The sequence below is a fragment of the Salinivibrio sp. ML198 genome, assembly GCF_001996015.1.
Lineage (GTDB): Bacteria > Pseudomonadota > Gammaproteobacteria > Enterobacterales > Vibrionaceae > Salinivibrio > Salinivibrio siamensis.
Genome location: NZ_MUEZ01000023.1, coordinates 24878 through 43126, shown reverse-complemented (window position 1 = coordinate 43126; position 18249 = coordinate 24878). Strand labels below are relative to the sequence as shown.

At 49.3% G+C, this 18249-nt stretch carries 10 protein-coding genes; 5 read left to right on the top strand and 5 right to left on the bottom strand.

Going from position 1 to position 18249, the window contains the following annotated elements:
• Positions 1 to 333: 333 nt before the first annotated feature.
• Complete coding sequence (locus BZG25_RS14375; protein WP_198535234.1) at positions 334 to 2592, top strand: EAL domain-containing protein; 2259 nt, start codon at positions 334 to 336, stop codon at positions 2590 to 2592.
• Here the strand turns inward: BZG25_RS14375 and BZG25_RS14370 are convergent.
• The 3 genes from BZG25_RS14370 to BZG25_RS14360 form a co-directional block, all read right to left on the bottom strand.
• Entirely contained in the window at positions 2560 to 3189 is a 630-nt protein-coding gene (locus tag BZG25_RS14370; RefSeq protein WP_077579449.1) for a GNAT family N-acetyltransferase, read from the bottom strand. The two genes, BZG25_RS14375 and BZG25_RS14370, sit on opposite strands and share 33 nt — an antisense overlap.
• A 159-nt stretch (positions 3190 to 3348) precedes the next feature.
• A complete protein-coding gene (locus BZG25_RS14365; RefSeq protein ID WP_338013044.1) occupies positions 3349 to 4224 on the bottom strand; it encodes a DMT family transporter in 876 nt (291 codons plus the stop codon).
• A 274-nt stretch (positions 4225 to 4498) separates the two neighbouring features.
• Entirely contained in the window at positions 4499 to 6478 is a 1980-nt protein-coding gene (locus tag BZG25_RS14360; protein ID WP_046075596.1) for a replication initiator protein RctB domain-containing protein, read from the bottom strand.
• A gap of 1358 nt (positions 6479 to 7836) precedes the next feature.
• Between BZG25_RS14360 and BZG25_RS14355 the strand changes: the two genes are divergently transcribed.
• The 4 genes from BZG25_RS14355 to BZG25_RS14340 all read left to right on the top strand — a co-directional run bounded on the left by BZG25_RS14355 (position 7837) and on the right by BZG25_RS14340 (position 14180).
• Positions 7837 to 9045, top strand: coding sequence for a ParA family protein (locus tag BZG25_RS14355; protein WP_046076018.1), 1209 nt, complete (start codon positions 7837 to 7839; stop codon positions 9043 to 9045).
• Positions 9046 to 9054: 9 nt separating this feature from the next.
• Positions 9055 to 10026: a ParB/RepB/Spo0J family partition protein gene (locus tag BZG25_RS14350; RefSeq protein WP_077639314.1), complete on the top strand. Its 972-nt coding sequence runs from the start codon at positions 9055 to 9057 to the stop codon at positions 10024 to 10026.
• Positions 10027 to 10127: 101 nt separating this feature from the next.
• Positions 10128 to 12152: a GNAT family N-acetyltransferase gene (locus tag BZG25_RS14345; protein ID WP_077639313.1), complete on the top strand. Its 2025-nt coding sequence runs from the start codon at positions 10128 to 10130 to the stop codon at positions 12150 to 12152.
• Positions 12153 to 12515: 363 nt separating this feature from the next.
• Positions 12516 to 14180: a DUF342 domain-containing protein gene (locus BZG25_RS14340; protein WP_046075593.1), complete on the top strand. Its 1665-nt coding sequence runs from the start codon at positions 12516 to 12518 to the stop codon at positions 14178 to 14180.
• Between the two features lie 22 nt (positions 14181 to 14202).
• Here the strand turns inward: BZG25_RS14340 and BZG25_RS14335 are convergent, their stop codons facing one another.
• Both BZG25_RS14335 and BZG25_RS14330 read right to left on the bottom strand, forming a co-directional pair.
• Positions 14203 to 16320, bottom strand: a complete 2118-nt coding sequence (locus tag BZG25_RS14335) for a type I secretion system permease/ATPase (RefSeq protein WP_046075592.1) — start codon at positions 16318 to 16320, stop codon at positions 14203 to 14205.
• Positions 16313 to 18247 carry an EAL domain-containing protein gene (locus BZG25_RS14330; RefSeq protein ID WP_046075591.1) on the bottom strand — a complete coding sequence of 645 codons (1935 nt, stop codon included), beginning with the start codon at positions 18245 to 18247 and terminating at the stop codon, positions 16313 to 16315. The genes BZG25_RS14335 and BZG25_RS14330 overlap by 8 nt, the downstream gene beginning before the upstream one ends.
• Between the last annotated feature and the right edge of the window lie 2 nt (positions 18248 to 18249).

The window sequence follows — 18249 nt, the reverse complement described above, 5'->3', positions numbered from 1 at the left end:
ACAAAATTGTATAACTGACCGATTGCGCCCAAACTTCAGAGGCGAATCAAGCCCCTAACCATACCGTGATCAATTTCACATTTACATATCTTCGCACTCACCGATACCGACCTTAACCCTGTATAAAAAACCGTCACGTTTTTGACGATTGTTTTGATCGGCTGACTGCGCCCTGCGATCGAAAACCATCGCTTTGTCACAAAAATGAAATCTAAATAGGCACAGATTGTCATCGATGCACTCTACCCTGTCTCTCTCGATAGTGAGACTCGATGTATTCTTTATATGCGGTATTTTTCCTCACAGCCTCTATGGCGTTACCTAACGGTTATTATGATTGCGCTGATCGCAGGTTGGTCAGTCTATACCTTGGAAAACCAGCGTCAGCAAAGCCGATTTTCTACCGATGTTGAAAAGCAGCGTCACGCACTCAGTAAAGCGTTTTCTCAGCTCTATGAGCTACAACTATCGGCGCAGCTTTATCTGCAACAAGAAGGCGGCCCAACGCGTGATAAATTCCATGCCTTTATCGATAACCATACCCAAAAGCGCTCAGGGCTTGATAGCGTCATGTGGCTACCTCGGGTCAATCGCGCTGAGTTAAAACAGTTTGCCGCGCAACAAGGTCACTATCACCCCTTTCCGCCACTCAATAACCACGCCTGCCAGTGGGTGATGCGAGGTGATACGTTTCCCGCGCTTTACTTGTCCCCCAAAGCCGCAGCAGAGGGATATTTAGGTTGGCGCGCGGATGCGCAATGCGAGAATACCGTCACCATGGAGCGTGCCTATTTTAAGCGCCAACCGGTGGCAAGACTGATTCACGACGAGCAAGGACATGGGGTGCGTTGGTTCGCGGCCATTACTGCACGAGACGGCCAATTAGCCGGTTTTCTCTCCACCACACTTTATTTTGATACCTTTCTACCCACACTCTGGCAAGATGACACCCCCGCGCCCGATATGGGGCTAATCGCCCGCGAAGCCTTTGGCCACCAGCAAATGTTTACCACGCACTCAACGCAAGCATTGCAAAAATGGCGAAATACTCACTCACCCGATATCACTGTTCCGATTGCCGGCAGCGAAGAAGGGTTAGTGGTTAGATTCACCCATCTGCGCGGCTTGCACACGGGGCTACTCTACGGGGTGCTGGTTGGACTATTGGTACTGTCACTCGGCTTATCGGTTCTTGCCAGTTTTTGGTCATACGCCAATCGACTTTCATTAGCACAACACCTAGTCAACAAGCAGACCCGCCAACTCACCCATCAAGCCCAGCACGACAGTCTAACTGGACTGGCAAACCGAGCGGCGCTCGACCATGCCTTGGAGGGCGCACTTGAGCAAGTAAGCGCCCAGTACAGCGAGCACTTTACCTTGCTGTTTATCGATCTGGATCGGTTTAAAGTGGTTAACGACTCTCTCGGTCATGTAACGGGCGATAAGCTCCTTAAGCAGGTTGCCAAACGTTTAACACAATCGGTCAGTGGCGAGCGTGTATTTCGCTTTGGGGGCGACGAATTCATCATTTTGCTTAAAGCCGACAGTTCACTGGCATTAGCACAAACCAAAGCCAAGCACCTGCTGCAGGCACTCAGCACACCGTACAAGGTGGACGACCATATGATTAACTTGTCCGCCAGCGTTGGTATTGCATCAGTTAACAAGGCCAATGCGTCGGTGACGGATATTATTCAGCAGGCGGATATTGCCATGTATCACGCCAAGCAAACCCGTGAACGCCTCGCGATTTTCCAGCCGGCCATGCTTGCCAAAGTCCAGCAACGTTTTATTGTCGAACAAGACTTAAAAAAAGGGTTGGCACAGCAGCAGTTTCATCTGATGTTTCAACCTATTTTTGATGGCGAACAAGAAACACTCAGCCATGCAGAGGCACTGCTCCGGTGGCAGCATCCGACGCTAGGGCGGATCTCGCCCGCAGAGTTCATCCCAATCGCAGAAGAAACCGGTTATATTATTGAGCTTGGCGACTGGGTGCTCGAGCAAGTCGCCGACGTATTGGATAACTGGCACACCCGCTTCCCTGCCAATCAATGCCCTTCTATCACCGTGAATGTGTCCGCCAAGCAGTGTCAGTCAGCCACCTTCGCCGATGACGTCGCCTCACTGATCGCCAGGCACCAGTTCGCGCCTCAGTGTCTGGGGTTAGAAATGACGGAGACGGCCTTACTTGAGCACTCAGAAACGGTGGGGAGGAACTTGCGTCAGCTTCACGCACTGGGAATAAAACTGTACCTCGATGACTTTGGCACCGGGTATTCATCCCTCTCGCTGCTGCGCCAATATCCGTTTAGCGTGATTAAGATGGATCGCAGTTTTATTATGGATATCGATCAGCCTAACGGTAAAGCGGCGCCCCTGTGTCGAGGAATGATTGCCATGGCACATGCCGTCGGTTTAACCGTAGTAGCAGAAGGCGTCGAGACGAAACAGCAGCTATGCTGGCTGCGCCAACACCAATGTGACTACTTGCAAGGGTATGTGCTCTCTCGGCCGATTGAACGGACAGCACTTGAAGATTGGTTACTGCCGCAATCAAACCAGCGAATGGTCTTGGTGCATGGTTGAGGCGACAGCGGCCAGGGTGTTGGCGGACGAGGGACCGTTTTGACGCACTGGCGCAGCTTGCTGCAACCACTCATCGCGCAATACCCCATAACGGAGTGAGTCATAGTACTCACCTTGATAATAACGGACGGCGCGTAAGCGCCCCTCTTCGCGCATCCCTAGTGCTTTAGCACAGCGCATCATCCCCGTGTTCCCCGACCAAGTGGTCAAGCCGATTCGGTTGACTTGGTGGCGAATAAACAATTGGTCAATCCACTGCGTCAGAGCACGTCGGCCGATACCTTTGCCCCAGTGGACAGGATCGAAAATAGTGATCCCCACTTCCAACCAACGCGTGCGCTTGTCTTCCCAATACAGGGTGACATAACCCACAGGCTTATTGTCCACACAAATCACCTGCGCCGTGTCACCCACGATGAAACGACGAAAAAGCCCAAAACGAAACGACCAAAACGACACCGGATCTATCGGTGTATACGGCGCATCATACTGCTTCCAAGCACGGGAATAATATATATTACGCCAAAAGTAGCGCGCTTCGTTGCGCTGCGCAGGCCGAATGGTGACGACGCAACATTCAGATACATCCACATCCATGTAAGATTATTGCTCTCTCTTTACCAAATGATGGGCGACGACGCTGTCCGCTCAGCGCGACCGCTTGTCGGTATGACCCACAAGGGTACCCAGTCTAACTCAATTAACCACCACATTGGCGACCTCCGTCAAAGAACCCACTTAATTGAGTGTAGACGGTTACTGACAGGACGGCTGCCTTGATTGCTGTGATATGGCAACGCCCAGCATCACAAGTCCTCCACCGAGGATGTGATACTGAGTCAGTATTTCTCCCAGTACCGCCACTGCAATAGCCGCAGTCATCACGGGTAAAAGGTTCATGTACATCGCCGTTCGACTCGCCCCATTGAGCGCGATAGCGTTTAGCCAAATCGCAGGCGCAAGCACGGAAGCGCCTAAGGCGGCAAACCCCACTAGCGGATAGGCGTCAGCGGGGATGGCGGGACTGGGCGCCATCCACAGAACGGGCAACAACATCACCACCGCAAATACAGCTTGTACATACACAGACACCCAATTGGACAGCGCCATCGACCAACGTTTAAGTAAAACGCAATACAGCGCATACGAGGACGCACATACCAGCATTAGCCCGTCTCCCACCGACGCGCCTGCGTGAAAAAGAGAAAGCGGTTTGCCCAGCGTTAGCATATACACCAAGCCAGCGAAGGATAACACGGCCCCGAGGATCGCACGCATCGTCAACGGCTGTGACAGCACAGGCACACTGATCAACAAGCTCAACATGGGCACCAACGACATAATCAGCGCCATATTGGTCGCCGTCGTGGTTTGCGCAGCAAAATAGGCAACGGATTGGTTAGTGACCATGCCTAACAGCGCTAGAATGGCAAGACGTGGTGCATAGCAACGCACCGAACGTCGTTGGCGCCATAATGTCGGTAAACAAAACGGCGTTAATACCAAAATGGCAAAAAACCACCGATAGAATGCCATCGCACCCGGTGCAATCACAGTGACAGACATCTTGTTTACAATCGTGTTGACCGACCAAATGAGCACCGCCGCCAATGGCAAGAGAAATGGCATCATGGCCTCGCAAAGCCCAATATAGCGTGGAAGAAAGTAGGCAGTTTACACTGTAAAACGCAGAATAAAACCAATAGCTGACGTGACCCCACGACAAAGAGGGAAACGCATCATCGTTGGCAAGGAAGAAAAAAGCGGGCAAAGCCCGCTCGGCAAGTGATTAGCCAAATGGTGCCATCAAGGCACCCAATAGGACAAAGGTATCTATCAGTGAGTAGTTTACGCCGCTCATCAAAGGTTGTGTCATTACCACGTCAACAACCTGCAAAATCGGTCACTACCCTCCCATCGCTATGTCATCCAAGGCCTTGAGCACTTGCCCATCGAGATGGCCCTCAAACACGCGCTGACAGACTTTTCTTCGCACGGCTAACCCAGATATCAACTTTTCAATAGAAAGATGTCTATCGAGCTGTTGTTGATTGTAAAACTCAATCGTACGGCTGAGCGTTTCATAGGAGACGACCTGATCACCGACCCGCAACCAATCCAGTTTTTCGAGATAACCCTGACATTCTTCGGTAATCACGGAGGAAGGATGGCCTGTCATCGCCGACAGCGCGGTAATGCTTCGTTGCAACGCCTCCTCAGACGTATACTTTGAGAGCACAATGGTCAGCTCATCCGCATTAATCTCAACCAAGTGCTTACGTTGTTTCACACGACGCCCTAACCGGCCACTGCTCTTCTCTTTGCGCTGAATCGGTTCAAACTCGCCATCAATGATCCCGGAAAGCTGATCAAGGTCTTGGCTAGGAAGGATCTCATTTCTCAGCGGATTGGGCATAGTGGGGGCCAACGAGCGTTTACCCTCGTTATACATTTTGGCACGAGAGTAGCGGATCACTTCGTCGACGTTGCACTTTATATCCATGCGATAGTCAGGATATTTTTTCTCTTCATCTTCGCGCGTTAATGTTAAGTGATATCCCCACAAGTTCACCGCAAACACAGACTCTGTCACCTTACCTTCAGCCAGCTTTCTGAGCTCCCGGGTTAAATCACTGGAAAAACGGCGCCATTCGATATTACGGGCCATTTTTTGGTTTAGCTCGCTAAGTAGCATGGTATCTTCGAGTCGACGCGACATACGGCTTCTGAAGAGCGAATAGAGTTGAAACACCAAGGTATGCTGACGCAATATTTCTGGTGGGAATAAAAAGAAGTAATCACGCGTCATCAATTCTTCAAAGAACGAGGGCTCCCATACCAAGATATAAAGGTTGGGCTTGATCCTGACCTCACCGTCTTCACCCTCTTTGGGCGCTTCCTCGGAAGCGGTAATGGTTCTGGCTAAGAACCGGAATCGGTCACTTTTGAACCCTTCTGGCATGTTTTCACTCAGCCAACGACCTGTTAGTTCATGAAGCTGAAAGTCAGTAAACTCGATTCTATCAATGCTCTCGCGGATGGCATCACGCGCAGGACCACTGTCTTTTTTACCCCGTAACTGCAGGATATCAGTGATATAGATCGGTGTTTTGTTGCCTATAGATTGGGTCTGTAACTCGTAATTGGGTAAATGATGATCATGATACTGCACCGTGAGGGTGAACAGGGCGAACAGTGTCATCAGATCATCAACCGTCATGATCGACTTAGCCGATCGCGTTTCAATGATCGCCTTAGTGCCGCTGATCGCCACCATCGACTTCTGATAACCCTTTTTGGTTCGCGGTGGAGCAAGCGCTTGATCAATGATCCCAGCCCAACTGGTCGGCGAGACCAAAATTTGATCTTTTTCACCAGGCATCATCGGAGGGGTGCCTAGTCCATGCTCACTGAGCAATTGTCGATTAACTTGCGTTTGCGCTAACGCTTTCGACCGTTTTTGCTTGACGGCATCGCGACTTTTTTCTGTCATCAAGCCTGCACTGCCGAGTGATGAAATCAATCGGCTGGGATTAACAAACTGATGCAGCATGGTTTTGCCTGCGAGTCCTTCTTCAAACCTCACGGGTTGCTGAATGAACAGTCCTAACTGGACAGCGGCACGGAGTCGTTGTTGGATGGCTGCGCGAGTGAGTTGCCCGTCTGTTGCGTCAACCAATTCTGTGGTGGATACATACCCGTCTTGAGAGGCAAAACCGCGTACTGAAATTAAGTTCAGTAGCTCTAGAATACTTTTGGTTACCCCTTTAAAGTGCTCATACTGTGCAAGCCAATCAATCAACTGATCGTGTACGGCGAACAAATGCCCGTCTTTGTGGGAACGAGGGGCTTTTATCAAGATTTTTTCGGGTTTACTGGCACTCATGTCAGCTTAAATCCTTTGTCACGGGGATACTCAACACGCATTTTTTTTAAATTGAGGTGACGGAAACCGTAAATCGATCACTCTTCCAGGGAAAGACTAATAAAAAAAGACCCAAAAAGAAAGATCTTTTTTATTGCGCTTTTTAACTGATCTTTATGATTATTCTGATCTAATTTGATGATCTGATCTTATGATCCGAGTGGCTGGTTTGTTATAAAACCATGATTTTTATGAATTATAATTTCAGCCATCTCGAAAGCATGATCATCAATGTCTTGGAGGCATGATCAACATCATGCACCAACGATGATCAAGTGAGGCCTGCATCAATGATCAACAGCTTACCGCATTAATGATCAGATAATAACTGAAACAATGATCAAGCGTGATACACATCTTATCCACAGCTATAGGATGTCGCGGGTGATGACGTTATTGGATTCGGTGGTTAATCAGGCTAATGAGGCTTAGGAACAATGATCAAGACAGCGCTTTTTTAGCTGATTTGATGAAAAAGCGTGCATGTTGCCGATAAGTCTAGCGGCTATTTCACTCTCATCCTCCAAATCGAAATGACATTGACAGTATAACTGCCATAGGAATGTATGTGTCCGGTTAGTGGAACAATGATCATGTATGAGATCGTGCTGTTCGATCATCTTGATGTAAACCGTTGTTTAGTCCACGTGATATGGATGGAATGCCCGGATCCTTCTCGATCCCTTGTTACACCTGACGTTATCCGTAATTTGGCGGTTCGACTATATCGTTCCGAACAACCGCACAGGCTGGTAGTCTTTACAGCCAGTCTTGATCATTGTTCCGTAATATACAGAGACACATCGCGCAGATTTGCCGATGATTTAACCCATAATTCTGCTTGATCATGCTTCCCCAACAGCGCCTTTACTCTCGAAAGCATGATCAAGTATTAGCATCCATTAAGGCCGAACACCTTGATCATCGTTACGGGAAAAATGATCAAAACCGCGGTAAGCCATCGCATGAACGGCTAATGGGTGAGATTGTTAACCGCTCTCCCCTCTTAAGGGGTAAAAGGCGATAAATTCGGTTCAACGATCGGGTACCGTAAATTAGCCATTCAAAGATAGGCTTCCGACTCTATCAACTGTTTACATTGTAAATAAGTGACGCTGTGACATTTTAAATGTGAGGAATTTATCGCATGGTTTGTCGAAGTGAGTATAACCAACTATTCGTCGATGTTTTCATCAATCATCCATGATAACAATTGTGAGCAGGATCTTTATTTGATTGGCTTTTGTTCACCTTTTTATTGTTTTGAATGGAATGTGCTGTACAATCGGCAATTATTTCTCGTTAAGGCGAAAAAGAATATGGATAGGGAAAAGACGATTGAAAACCTCCGCAATATCGCCGCGCAGACGAAACAGGTTCAGTCTGATCGGGTCGAGATTGTAATGGAAGAACGCCACGACCAACTCTTTCCACCGATGTCAAAAGCATTAATGGAAACGCGTTCGGGATTAACGCGGCGAAAGCTCGATGAAGCGATCTCTCGCATGGAGCAAGAGGGACATCAGTTCACTAAAAACAATGCTAACCATTATTCGATTACACTCGATGAGGCGCACCAAATCATGGATGCGGCGAACGTGCCGACTTTCCATGAGCGTAAAGGAAAAACCCATAAGCCTTGGGTGGTAAACATCCAGAACCAGAAAGGCGGAACGGGTAAATCCATGAGTGCGGTGCACTTAGCGGCATGTATGGCCCTCAACTTGGAAAAGCGTTATCGCATTTGCTTAATCGACTTGGATCCACAAGGCTCATTGCGACTGTTCCTCAATCCACAAATTAGTTTGACCGAGCAAGAGGGGATTTACTCCGCCGTTGACGTCATGCTGGATAATACGCCCCAGCCTGCAGACAAAGACTTCATGATGCGTAATGTCTTACTGCCGACACAGTATCCAAACTTAAAAACCATGGCGGCCTTTCCAGAAGACGCGATGTTTAATGCTGAGGCATGGCAAGCACTGGCGACTAGCCAGTCTCTGAACGTGGTTGAGTTGCTGCAAGAAAAAGTCATCGACCCAATCAGTGATGAGTTTGACATTATCATGATAGATACAGGCCCGCATATCGATCCGCTGGTGTGGAATGCGATGTACGCCTCGAACTCGTTAGTGATCCCTTGTGCGGCAAAACGCCTCGATTGGGCGTCGACGGTGAACTTTTTCCAGCATCTGCCACAAGTCTATGAGATGTTCCCTGAAGACTGGCATGGCCTTGAGTTTGTTCGTTTAATGCCGACTATGTTTGAAGATGACAACAAAAAACAGATTTCGGTCTTAACGGAAATGAATTATCTTTTGGGTGAACAAGTAATGATGGCGACCATTCCAAGAAGTCGCGCGTTTGAGACCTGTGCCGACACTTACAGCACAGTCTTTGATCTTACCTCTCAAGATTTTGAAGGCGGTAAGAAGACCTTGTCGACAGCCCAAGATGCCGTCCATCGTGTCGGTTTAGAACTAGAGCGTGTGCTGCACAGCCACTGGTCTCAGCTCAATCAGGAGTAATCACAAAAAATGGCCATTAAGACCTCTGATTTAAATGCGCGTTTGTTTGCCAAAGCAGACAAGCGACGAGCAACGACAACGCAAGAAGCTCAGAGTGCAGCGAGTGAGAAAGCGGCAGTCATTGAACTTGCGGTCGCCGGTGAACACACGGTTGAATTTGAGCTGGTAAAAGTCCCTGCCAGTGAGATCCGAGATAAAACGACCGTTTTTGATAAGAATGCGCGAGAGCAGTCATTTCTGAATGAACTCGCGTTATCCGATATTTTGGTAACGTTAAAAGCACATGGCCAGCAGTACCCTGCTGTGGGTCGTTGGCTTGACGATGGTCGTATTGAAGTCCTCGACGGTAGCCGACGCCGCATGTCGTGTCTGATTGCAGAACAAGATTTCTTAGTCTACGTGGCGAAAGGCATCAGTACACGCCATGCTAAATTCTTGTCCGATGTCGCCAATGCGCACAAACCTTTATCGCTTTATGAACGCGGTAAGGAGATGCAGGCAATGTTAGACAGTGGGGAAGTGAGTGATCAAAAAGCATTGGCGAGTGCGTGTCAGTGTAGCGAAGCCTTGGTCAGCGGTGCCTTAAAAGCCGCGGCCCTGCCCTTACCACTACTGCAAGCCTACCCGAGTGTGTCTGAGCTGGGACGGCCAACCATCGTGAAGTTGCATCGCTTATATTTTAGCCTTGATGCGTCCCTGCAACAAAAGCTGGTTGCCAAGCTTGGTGACACGCCTTTATGGCAACAGGTAGAGGCGCAAGGAGTGACGCGTATTACGCGAGAAGTCACCCAGTTGATTGAGCAGTTTAAAGATGAACTTGTCGAGCCGACATCGAGTGAACGAGAGCAAGCCAAAACCTTATTGGACGGACGTGCGTCTTATCGTCGCAAAGGAAATAACCTGAATATTAGTTTAAGGAAAGTCAGTGATGAGGACGCAGACCGAATTCTGGCACTGATTAAACAAGCGCTAGAAAACTAATATTTTGCACATGCCCCAGCGTTAAAAACGACATGCCTAGCGTGTCGTTTTTTTTTGCGTGTTATCATCTCCTATCCGCTTGGTAAAAGCCTTATGGAAACATGATGACATTACCCACATTGGAAGACTTTTTTGAGCCACTGATCTTACGTGCAGCGCACGACTCCCACCGTCAACTGGTTTGTGTCGATCAGGACTTGGCGACTGTACTGGCCGGCTTTGGTGAGACTCAGCCCCCGCTGCTTGTGGGAAACACAGAATATGGTTTGAGTTGGCGCCAAGCACATCAAAAGCTGGGACAAGAATGTGGTCATATCGTGGTGGAGGTGAATGCGCAATTTAATGCGGAGGCCTTTTGCGCCATAGTCGGTTGTTGCCGCGCGGGTGCGCTCATTGTGCTCCGAATTGCCGCCCTCGATAACGAAATGCCTCCGTCCGTACAACGCCTTCTTCGCTGTTTGAGTGAAGATGATAGCGTCGCATTTAATTGTCATTGGCTGCATCGTTTACCCCAGCAACGTCCAGCGAAACATCAAACGCATTCAGTGACTCAGGATGATGCGATTGCTGCCGTGGAAAAAGTCGTGACTGGACATCGGCGCCGTCCCCTGCTGCTAACCGCTGACCGCGGTCGGGGGAAATCAGCCGCATTAGGGATGGCCGCGGCTAATTTGATGATGAAAAAACCAAGACGCATCATTGTGTCATCGCCTTCCCCTGCCCATGCATCAACGCTTTTTCATCATCTGAAAGCCACCCTTCAGATCGATGATGCTGGCCAACATATCGACTATCAAGGAAGCCAGATACGCTTTATTGCCCCTGATGCGCTGCTACAGGATGCGCCAGCAGCAGACTTGTTATTGGTTGATGAAGCGGCGGCAATCCCACTTCCGATAATCAGCCAATGGCTGAATCAATACAGTCGCGTTGCGATTGCGACGACCGAGCATGGCTATGAAGGGACAGGACGTGCTTTTACGCTCCGACTCAAGCAAATGTTGGACGTCGAGCAGCCGCAGTGGCGCACATTGAAGCTCACGGCGCCTATGCGATGGGCTGACGATGATCCGGTTGAGCGCACGTTGAACGCCCTCTTTTTACTGAATGGCGACGACGTAGGCAGCGATCAGACCGATATGCTCGAAACAGGGTGGGTGAACGATATGGTGATTGAGCCGCTTAGCCGTCAGCAGTTGTATCGAGATGAGGCGTGTTTACGGCAGTTATTCACATTACTGATCGCGGCCCATTATCAAACATCGCCTAACGACTTAGCCCGTCTTCTGGACGATGACGCCGGCTTAATCTTTGCTGGCTGGCTCAATAATAAGTTGGTTGCCGCGTGTGTGGTGAGCCAAGAAGGAGGAATAGATTGGCAAACTTGTCACGCGGTGGTCGCAGGGCAACGCCGGATAAAAGGGCATCTGTTTAGCCAATCGGTCGCCGCGCATTTGGGGCTCGCGGAGGTTCTGCACGACAGGCTCTGGCGAGTCCAACGCATTGCCGTGTCTGAGCCTTATCGACAGCAAGGCGTCGGTCAACGGTTGCTCGCGACCGTGAATAAACACGCGGCTGAAGCCTCAGTGGTCGGGGTCGGTGTTAGCTTCGGTGCAACCGCCGTGCTGACGCCGTTTTGGTTTAAGCAAGGATTTAAGCCGGTTAAATTGGGATTAAAACGCGATCAAGCCAGTGGGTGCTATTCGCTGCAAATGCTTAAGCCTATCCAGCCTTTGAAATGGTGTGATCAGGCGTTACGCTTATTTAGGCAAAACCTTCCCATTCAGATGCTCACGAGCCATCAACGGATGGAAACTGACATCGCTGCCTCTATCATTGCTGGGTTACCAACTGCACCGCTATCGGAGGAAGTAAGACAACAAATTGATGGATTTGTTGCCGGAGGGGTGGGGGTCGATGCTGCCCTCTCAAGCTTACAGGCTTGGTTATATCATCATATAGGTCGCGTCCAGAAAGACGACGAAAATACCACGTTACCCATTCTGGTTAGCCGTATTTTGTTAGGGTTGCCTTGGTCTGTTGTCTGCACCCGATATCTGCTGGCAGGAAAGAGGGATGCGGAATCCCGGATACGGAATTATATTCAAACACACATGACGACATGACCCATTTACACTGTAAACTGAACACGTGGCAGTGGCTTGGTTTACAGTGTAAACGCTGTCGCTTATTACGTTTATTTACACTGTAAATCGGTCTACTACCCTTCATTATGGGAGCCGTGCTGAGGGCGACTGAATTAATCCTATCCTGGTCACGTTTTTATCAGTGAACCTGCTCCCAAGCGGGATAAACCTGTATAATTTATTATAAATGAGACAATTGCGCACACTTGCATTAGATTTGGACTAATCTAATCAGTGACAACAGTCGAGTGCAAGCTCCTCGAGATGATGGAGCAAGCGCATTGCCAAGTGGTTTATCTGGCTAATAAGGCCGCCACAGGGATTAGATAGGCAGGAAGCGAGATGCTAGACGATATCCTCCGCGTCTCTCAGGATGGTCAGCGTGTATACTTATCGGCAGGGAAAGTCGAGCATACCAATGGCCAACCGATAGAGAAAAAACAAATCAAGGACTGGTTGGTGAGCAACCAAGTCGAGGGCTTTTTTTGTTTTGATGATACGATAGAGTCAGCATTAACCAAGTTAAACGCGTCGCCGGATGATGCTGAGTCGGAAGACTTCATTATTGCAGAACGCCGTGATGCAACCATCGAAGCGCGCATCGCCGACGATAAAATGACGGCCTATTTGATCGTTAACGGCGCGTGTGGCGGGCGTGGACTGAAAGCCGATGACATTCTCTCGACGCTGCGTGATGCCAATATCGTTCGAGGGATAAAAAAGCCGACCCTGCAAAAACTTCTCTCCGCGTCAGGAAAGCTCAAACCTGGTGAATACCTTGATGTTCCCGTCGCATTCGGTCGGCAGCCGGTTGCCGGCGAAGATGCGCACCTTGTCTATCTCATTGAAGATCCTGCCGAGCGTGTTCGCCGTCCCAAACAGCGTGAGGATGGAACCGTTGACATGCGTGATTTGGGTGAAATGGTGATGGTTAAGCAAGGACAGCCTTTAGCTAAACTGATCCCTGAAACATCGGGCTATGAGGGCTTTACTGTAACTGGGTCGGTGTTATCGACATCTTCCGGTAAGCCAATGACATTGACCGCGCACCCAGGCAGCGAGTTAAGTAACAAAGACCCTAATATTCTAGTGGCGACCATGGCTGGGATCCCACGGTTACAAAAAGACGGCGTGGCGGTCGATGATGCATTGAGCTTAGATGCGGTTGATGTCGGCACCGGGCATGTCAACTTTGAAGGCAGTGTGGTGATTAAAGGTGATGTTGAAGTGGGTATGAAGGTCACAGCATCGGGAACGGTCACCGTGGGAGGGGTAGTGGAATCAGCGACCATTACCGCTGGCGCAGACATTATCGTCCAAAATGGGATCATTGGTCGACAAGTCGCAGCAGACTCTGACATCAACTGCACCCTGGTTGCGGAGGGCAATATTGTCGCCAAGTTCGCGCAATATGCCACACTCTGTGCCAATCAAAACCTAGAACTTACCTTGCATGCGATGCATTGCAAAACGCATGTAGGGCAGTCAATCGTTATTAGTGATGCCACCAAGCGCAAAGGCACGTTGGCGGGCGGTAAGCATGAAGTGGGCGAAAAAGTCCAGGCGGTGATTATCGGCGCGAGCGCAGGGGCGCATACGTATATACATTGCTTTCCGCGTCTGCCAATACTTAAACGGGAACTCGTCAATTTAAATAAAAGCTGGGAAGAGAAAAGTGCCCAATTGGATAAGATCCAGGCGGCAGAGAAAAAGCTTGAAGCGATCCCAGAAGAGAAGCGTGACGCGGCCATGGTTGAAAGAATAAGCTCGACACGCGAGCACCTTTCTACCGCGCTAAGTGAAATAGAAGCCATGGTAGAAGAAACAGACGCAGCGATAGAGAGCGGATACCAAACGGCCAGTATCATTGCGACTAAGTCGCTACTTAGTCGTGTTCACTGTACTATCGGCGAAGAAAAGCACTTGGTTCACTCAGAGCACGGCCCATCACATCTATTTTATGATAATGCCGCGATTGAATTAAAACCGTATCAAGCCAATGGTTGATACTGGTTTACAGTGTAAACTGTTAGCCAACTTTACGGATTTTTCCTTCTTTTAAGGCCTGAAGCACTGCCTTTTTCGGTCCATCTGCGACCACACATCCTTCCTCCATCACAATAAGACGGTCAACCACATCCAGCATGCTGGTTTTGTGGGTACTGAGAATGAGTGTCTCCTCTCTGCGTAAATCTTTTAGCTGCGTTTTAATGAACTGCTCTGTGCGGTTATCCATCTGACTGGTTGGCTCATCGAGTAAAATCACAGGTGGGCGGCCTAAAAAGGCGCGAGCAATTGCAACGGCTTGTCGCTGTCCCCCAGACAATAAGACGCCACCTTCACCAACTTGTCTTTCTAGTCCTGAGGCATGGTATTGGGTAAAACTTAACACGCCCGAGCGGGCAGCGGCGTCCATAATATCAATATCATCGGCAAGTGGCTGGCCGAGGGTCATATTCTCTCTGATTGAGCCAAAGAATAGCGTCGGCTCTTGAGGGACAAAACCGACATTGCGACGAACGTCGATATAATGAAGTTGAGAGATATCGGTATCATCGATGGCAACCGAGCCTTGGGTGGGAGAATAAAGGCCGACTATCAGGCGGGCAAGCGTTGTTTTTCCTGAGCCCACTCGGCCAATAATACCGACTTTTTCGCCGGGATAAATGCGAAAGGACACTTGGCGTAAGGCGAGGGCAGTGGTGTTAGGGTAATGAAAGTCAACCTTATCGAGCTCAATTTTGCCACGCAGCATCGGGCGATGTAGATAACGCTTACCTTCGGTTTGTTCTGATGGCAATGCCATCAGTTGGTCGATGATATCGAGTGCTGATTTTGCTTGGTGATAGCGTGTCGAGAGCAAAGACAATTGAACCAAGGGCGCTACTGCTCTTGAGCTCAGCATACTTGCCGCAATCAATCCCCCCATTGTCAGTTCGCCCGCGGCTATTTGGTAAACACCAAATACAATCATACTGACGATGACAAACTGCTGAACAAAACTGGCCGAGTTATGGACTGAGTCTGTGAGACGGCGTGTTTTGATGCTCCAGTTTGCCATATGGGCCACCGCTTCTTCCCAGCGATACTGAAACTGACTCTCCGCCCCGAATATTTTAATGGTCTCAAGCCCTGACAGGCTTTCTATGAGGTTGGCGTTCTTTTGTGAAGACAGACGTGTCCCTTCCTCAATTGTGCGCCGCAGGGGCTTTTGAATTAGCCATGCATGGATGACCAATAACGTGACCGCAATGATAGGCACGATTACTAAAGGACCGGCGACAAACCAAATCACGAGCAAGAAGATGATGGCAAAGGGGAGGTCGATGAGGGTGGATATAGACGCCGAGGTAAAAAACTCGCGGATGGATTCAAATTCTTGCATATGCCGTGCAAAGGCCCCGACTGAAGGGGGCTTGGCGTCCATTCTTACCCCTATGACTTTGGCATATATGCGTGAAGAAATGAGTAAATCTGTTTTCTTACCTGCAATATCAATAAAGTAACTGCGCAGCAGTTTAAGGAGTAAGTCGAAGACAAAAATGACCAAAATCCCACTCGCGAGCACCCACAGTGAATCGAAGGCCAAGTTAGGCACGATTTTGTCGTAAACGAGGCGAGAAAATAGCGGCACACTAATCGCAAAGACATTGATAAAGAGTGAAGCGATTAAGACATCCCGATAAATATGACGTGATTGCCAGAGCGTGCCCCAAAACCAATGGCCCTCATCCTTCACCTGTGCTGTTGGCGCGCGTTCATCAAAGCGATATTGCTTTTTCAGCAAAAAAAGGCGCCCCAGATACGCATCGTTAAGATCATCAAGCATCACCCAACGCGGTGTCATATCCGCATGCGGCAAAACGATTTCCGCACGCCCCTTTTTCGCATCCATTTCTAGTACGACGCACGCGTCGTTATCTTTCATTAGCAAAATAGCCGGGCAGAGCAGCGAAGAGAGGCGCTCGAGTGGCATCGCTTCTTCTTTCGCGACAATCCCCGCACGTTCAGCCGCGCGGGGCAGTAAAAAAGGTGACAGGTAGCCGTCGGAGATGGGGAGCCCAGACACAAGGGCATCGGGGGAGTTCGCGTTACCGAAGTAACGCGATACATAAATCAATGATTGCAGAAGCGGATCTTTAACCATGGCTGTCCTGAGTATTATTGAAGATATAGCCTTGGAAACCATTGACGAACAGCTCGGAAAGGCGCGCAAGCTGTGCTTCTGTTTCCACGCGTGTCGCGATAGTAGTGATGTTTAAGTTATGCGCGGTACGACAAATGGATGCCAAAACATGCCCTTGGGCGTCGTCTTCTATATGACTGGTATAGGCAAAGTCTATTTTTACGTAATCGGGCTTAAAGCGTTGTAAGTAATCCAAAGACTGGAAGTTGCGGCCATAATTATCGACCCCAAATTGGAAGCCTGCTTGACGGATTTGATCGGTCAACAAGCCAGTGTGGTCAGCGTGACGGACAAAAGCGACCTCTGGGATCTCAAATAACAGTTGGCCTGCCAGTTTGCGGTGCTGGTACAAGGTTGTCCCCAACCAACGAATAAATGACGCATTGGTTACACTACTTAAGGTGAGGTTAACCGCCAATGGGCCGACGCTAGCGTCTTGAGACAAGGTTTTAATCACGTGAGTAATGACATATTTATCGAGGGTTTCACCCAGTTGGAGCTGCTCTACCGCCCCTAAAAAGTGGCCAGCGCCATAATAGTGCTCATCCTTTTCTATCGCGGAAAAGACCTCTTGATGCAACCGGTTTGATTCGCTGTCTGTGGCGGGTTGGTATTTGAACACAAACAGCTCTTTGGCCACGGCTTCATGAAGCAGTGCTTTCCATTGCTGTTTACCCATTGCAGCGTCACCGATAGATTGGTCAATCAGTACGACAGGGTGCTCCGGCGTATTGCGTGCCTGTGACAAGGCGTTATCCGCTTGTGACAGCAGCACACTGGCATCCTGATTTCCGCCGCCGTTGATGGCTAACCCCACTGCTACCTTAGGCGGCGTGAGACCGGTCGGATCCGCTTGCATGTCTACTACCATGGCGAGCACACTCTCGCCGAGTAAGCGCAAGTCATCGGGGTCTGAGTTAGGCGCTAGGATCACAAATTCATCTTTGCTCAAGCGCGCAGCTGTCATGCTGTCGTCGCTGATAATCGTGGTGGTGAGGTTATTCGCAAATTGCTCAACAATACGATCCCCAGATTCGAAGCCTTGGTTTTTATAGGCCTCTCCAATGAGATCCACTTTGATTAAGACCATACCGCCAACACCCGATTCAGTTAACCAAGATTTAAGCTGGCCAACATAGAAGCTGCGGTTGCCAAGGCCAGATACCGCATCTCGGTAGGCGGTTTTACGTAACCTATCGGCTTCTTTTGCCTGTTGTTCAAAGTAGTGTTTGAGCTGATCGGTCATGACATTAATGGCACTGACCACGGTTTTTAGCTCTGTCGTGGGAGGGAGCGGAATGGGATCACCAAACTTGTTTTTGGCGATTTCGCCTGCTTTAGCCGTAATACGGGCAAGGGGTCTCAGCGATCGCTGTAATTGCCAACCAATGATCACGGACGCGACCAAAAAGATGATTGCCAAAATTGTCCCTAACTGGACAAATGATTTCCACAGTTGCTTATACGCATAACCTGGATGCGCGACCACTTCGACTTCGGCAAGCTGCATCCAACCACTGGTGATGGTTTGTTTTTCGGTGATCACAGGGAAAACATCGAGGTCGATAAACCACTGGGGCACACCCTGGATTTGTACGGGATACTCGCGAACAATCTCACTGTTATCTGACAGCAAGGTCAGATTAACTTCGCGGTAAAAACCGCCATCAAAAAACGCATTGATCACCGACTCGGCGGCGACTTTATCATCCGATTCTAAGTAGGGTGCTAAGGCTAGCCCCATCGAATTCACCGTGTTGTTGACATCAGAGGTTTGCTGATTGAGTAAAAAGTTGCGTGTGGTATTCAGCTCGATACCGAAGACGGCCAGCACTATGCAGAAGAAAATCACTAGCATCCACGAGAATATTTGATTGAATAACGTCATCG

What these genes read in the sequence shown, in the direction of transcription:
- BZG25_RS14375 (WP_198535234.1), top strand. Translation starts at nt 334, where the DNA reads ATGATTGCGCTGATCGCAGGTTGGTCAGTCTATACCTTGGAAAACCAG.
- BZG25_RS14370 (WP_077579449.1), bottom strand. Translation starts at nt 3,189, where the DNA reads ATGGATGTGGATGTATCTGAATGTTGCGTCGTCACCATTCGGCCTGCG.
- BZG25_RS14365 (WP_338013044.1), bottom strand. Translation starts at nt 4,224, where the DNA reads ATGATGCCATTTCTCTTGCCATTGGCGGCGGTGCTCATTTGGTCGGTC.
- BZG25_RS14360 (WP_046075596.1), bottom strand. Translation starts at nt 6,478, where the DNA reads ATGAGTGCCAGTAAACCCGAAAAAATCTTGATAAAAGCCCCTCGTTCC.
- BZG25_RS14355 (WP_046076018.1), top strand. Translation starts at nt 7,837, where the DNA reads ATGGATAGGGAAAAGACGATTGAAAACCTCCGCAATATCGCCGCGCAG.
- BZG25_RS14350 (WP_077639314.1), top strand. Translation starts at nt 9,055, where the DNA reads ATGGCCATTAAGACCTCTGATTTAAATGCGCGTTTGTTTGCCAAAGCA.
- BZG25_RS14345 (WP_077639313.1), top strand. Translation starts at nt 10,128, where the DNA reads ATGATGACATTACCCACATTGGAAGACTTTTTTGAGCCACTGATCTTA.
- BZG25_RS14340 (WP_046075593.1), top strand. Translation starts at nt 12,516, where the DNA reads ATGCTAGACGATATCCTCCGCGTCTCTCAGGATGGTCAGCGTGTATAC.
- BZG25_RS14335 (WP_046075592.1), bottom strand. Translation starts at nt 16,320, where the DNA reads ATGGTTAAAGATCCGCTTCTGCAATCATTGATTTATGTATCGCGTTAC.
- BZG25_RS14330 (WP_046075591.1), bottom strand. Translation starts at nt 18,247, where the DNA reads ATGACGTTATTCAATCAAATATTCTCGTGGATGCTAGTGATTTTCTTC.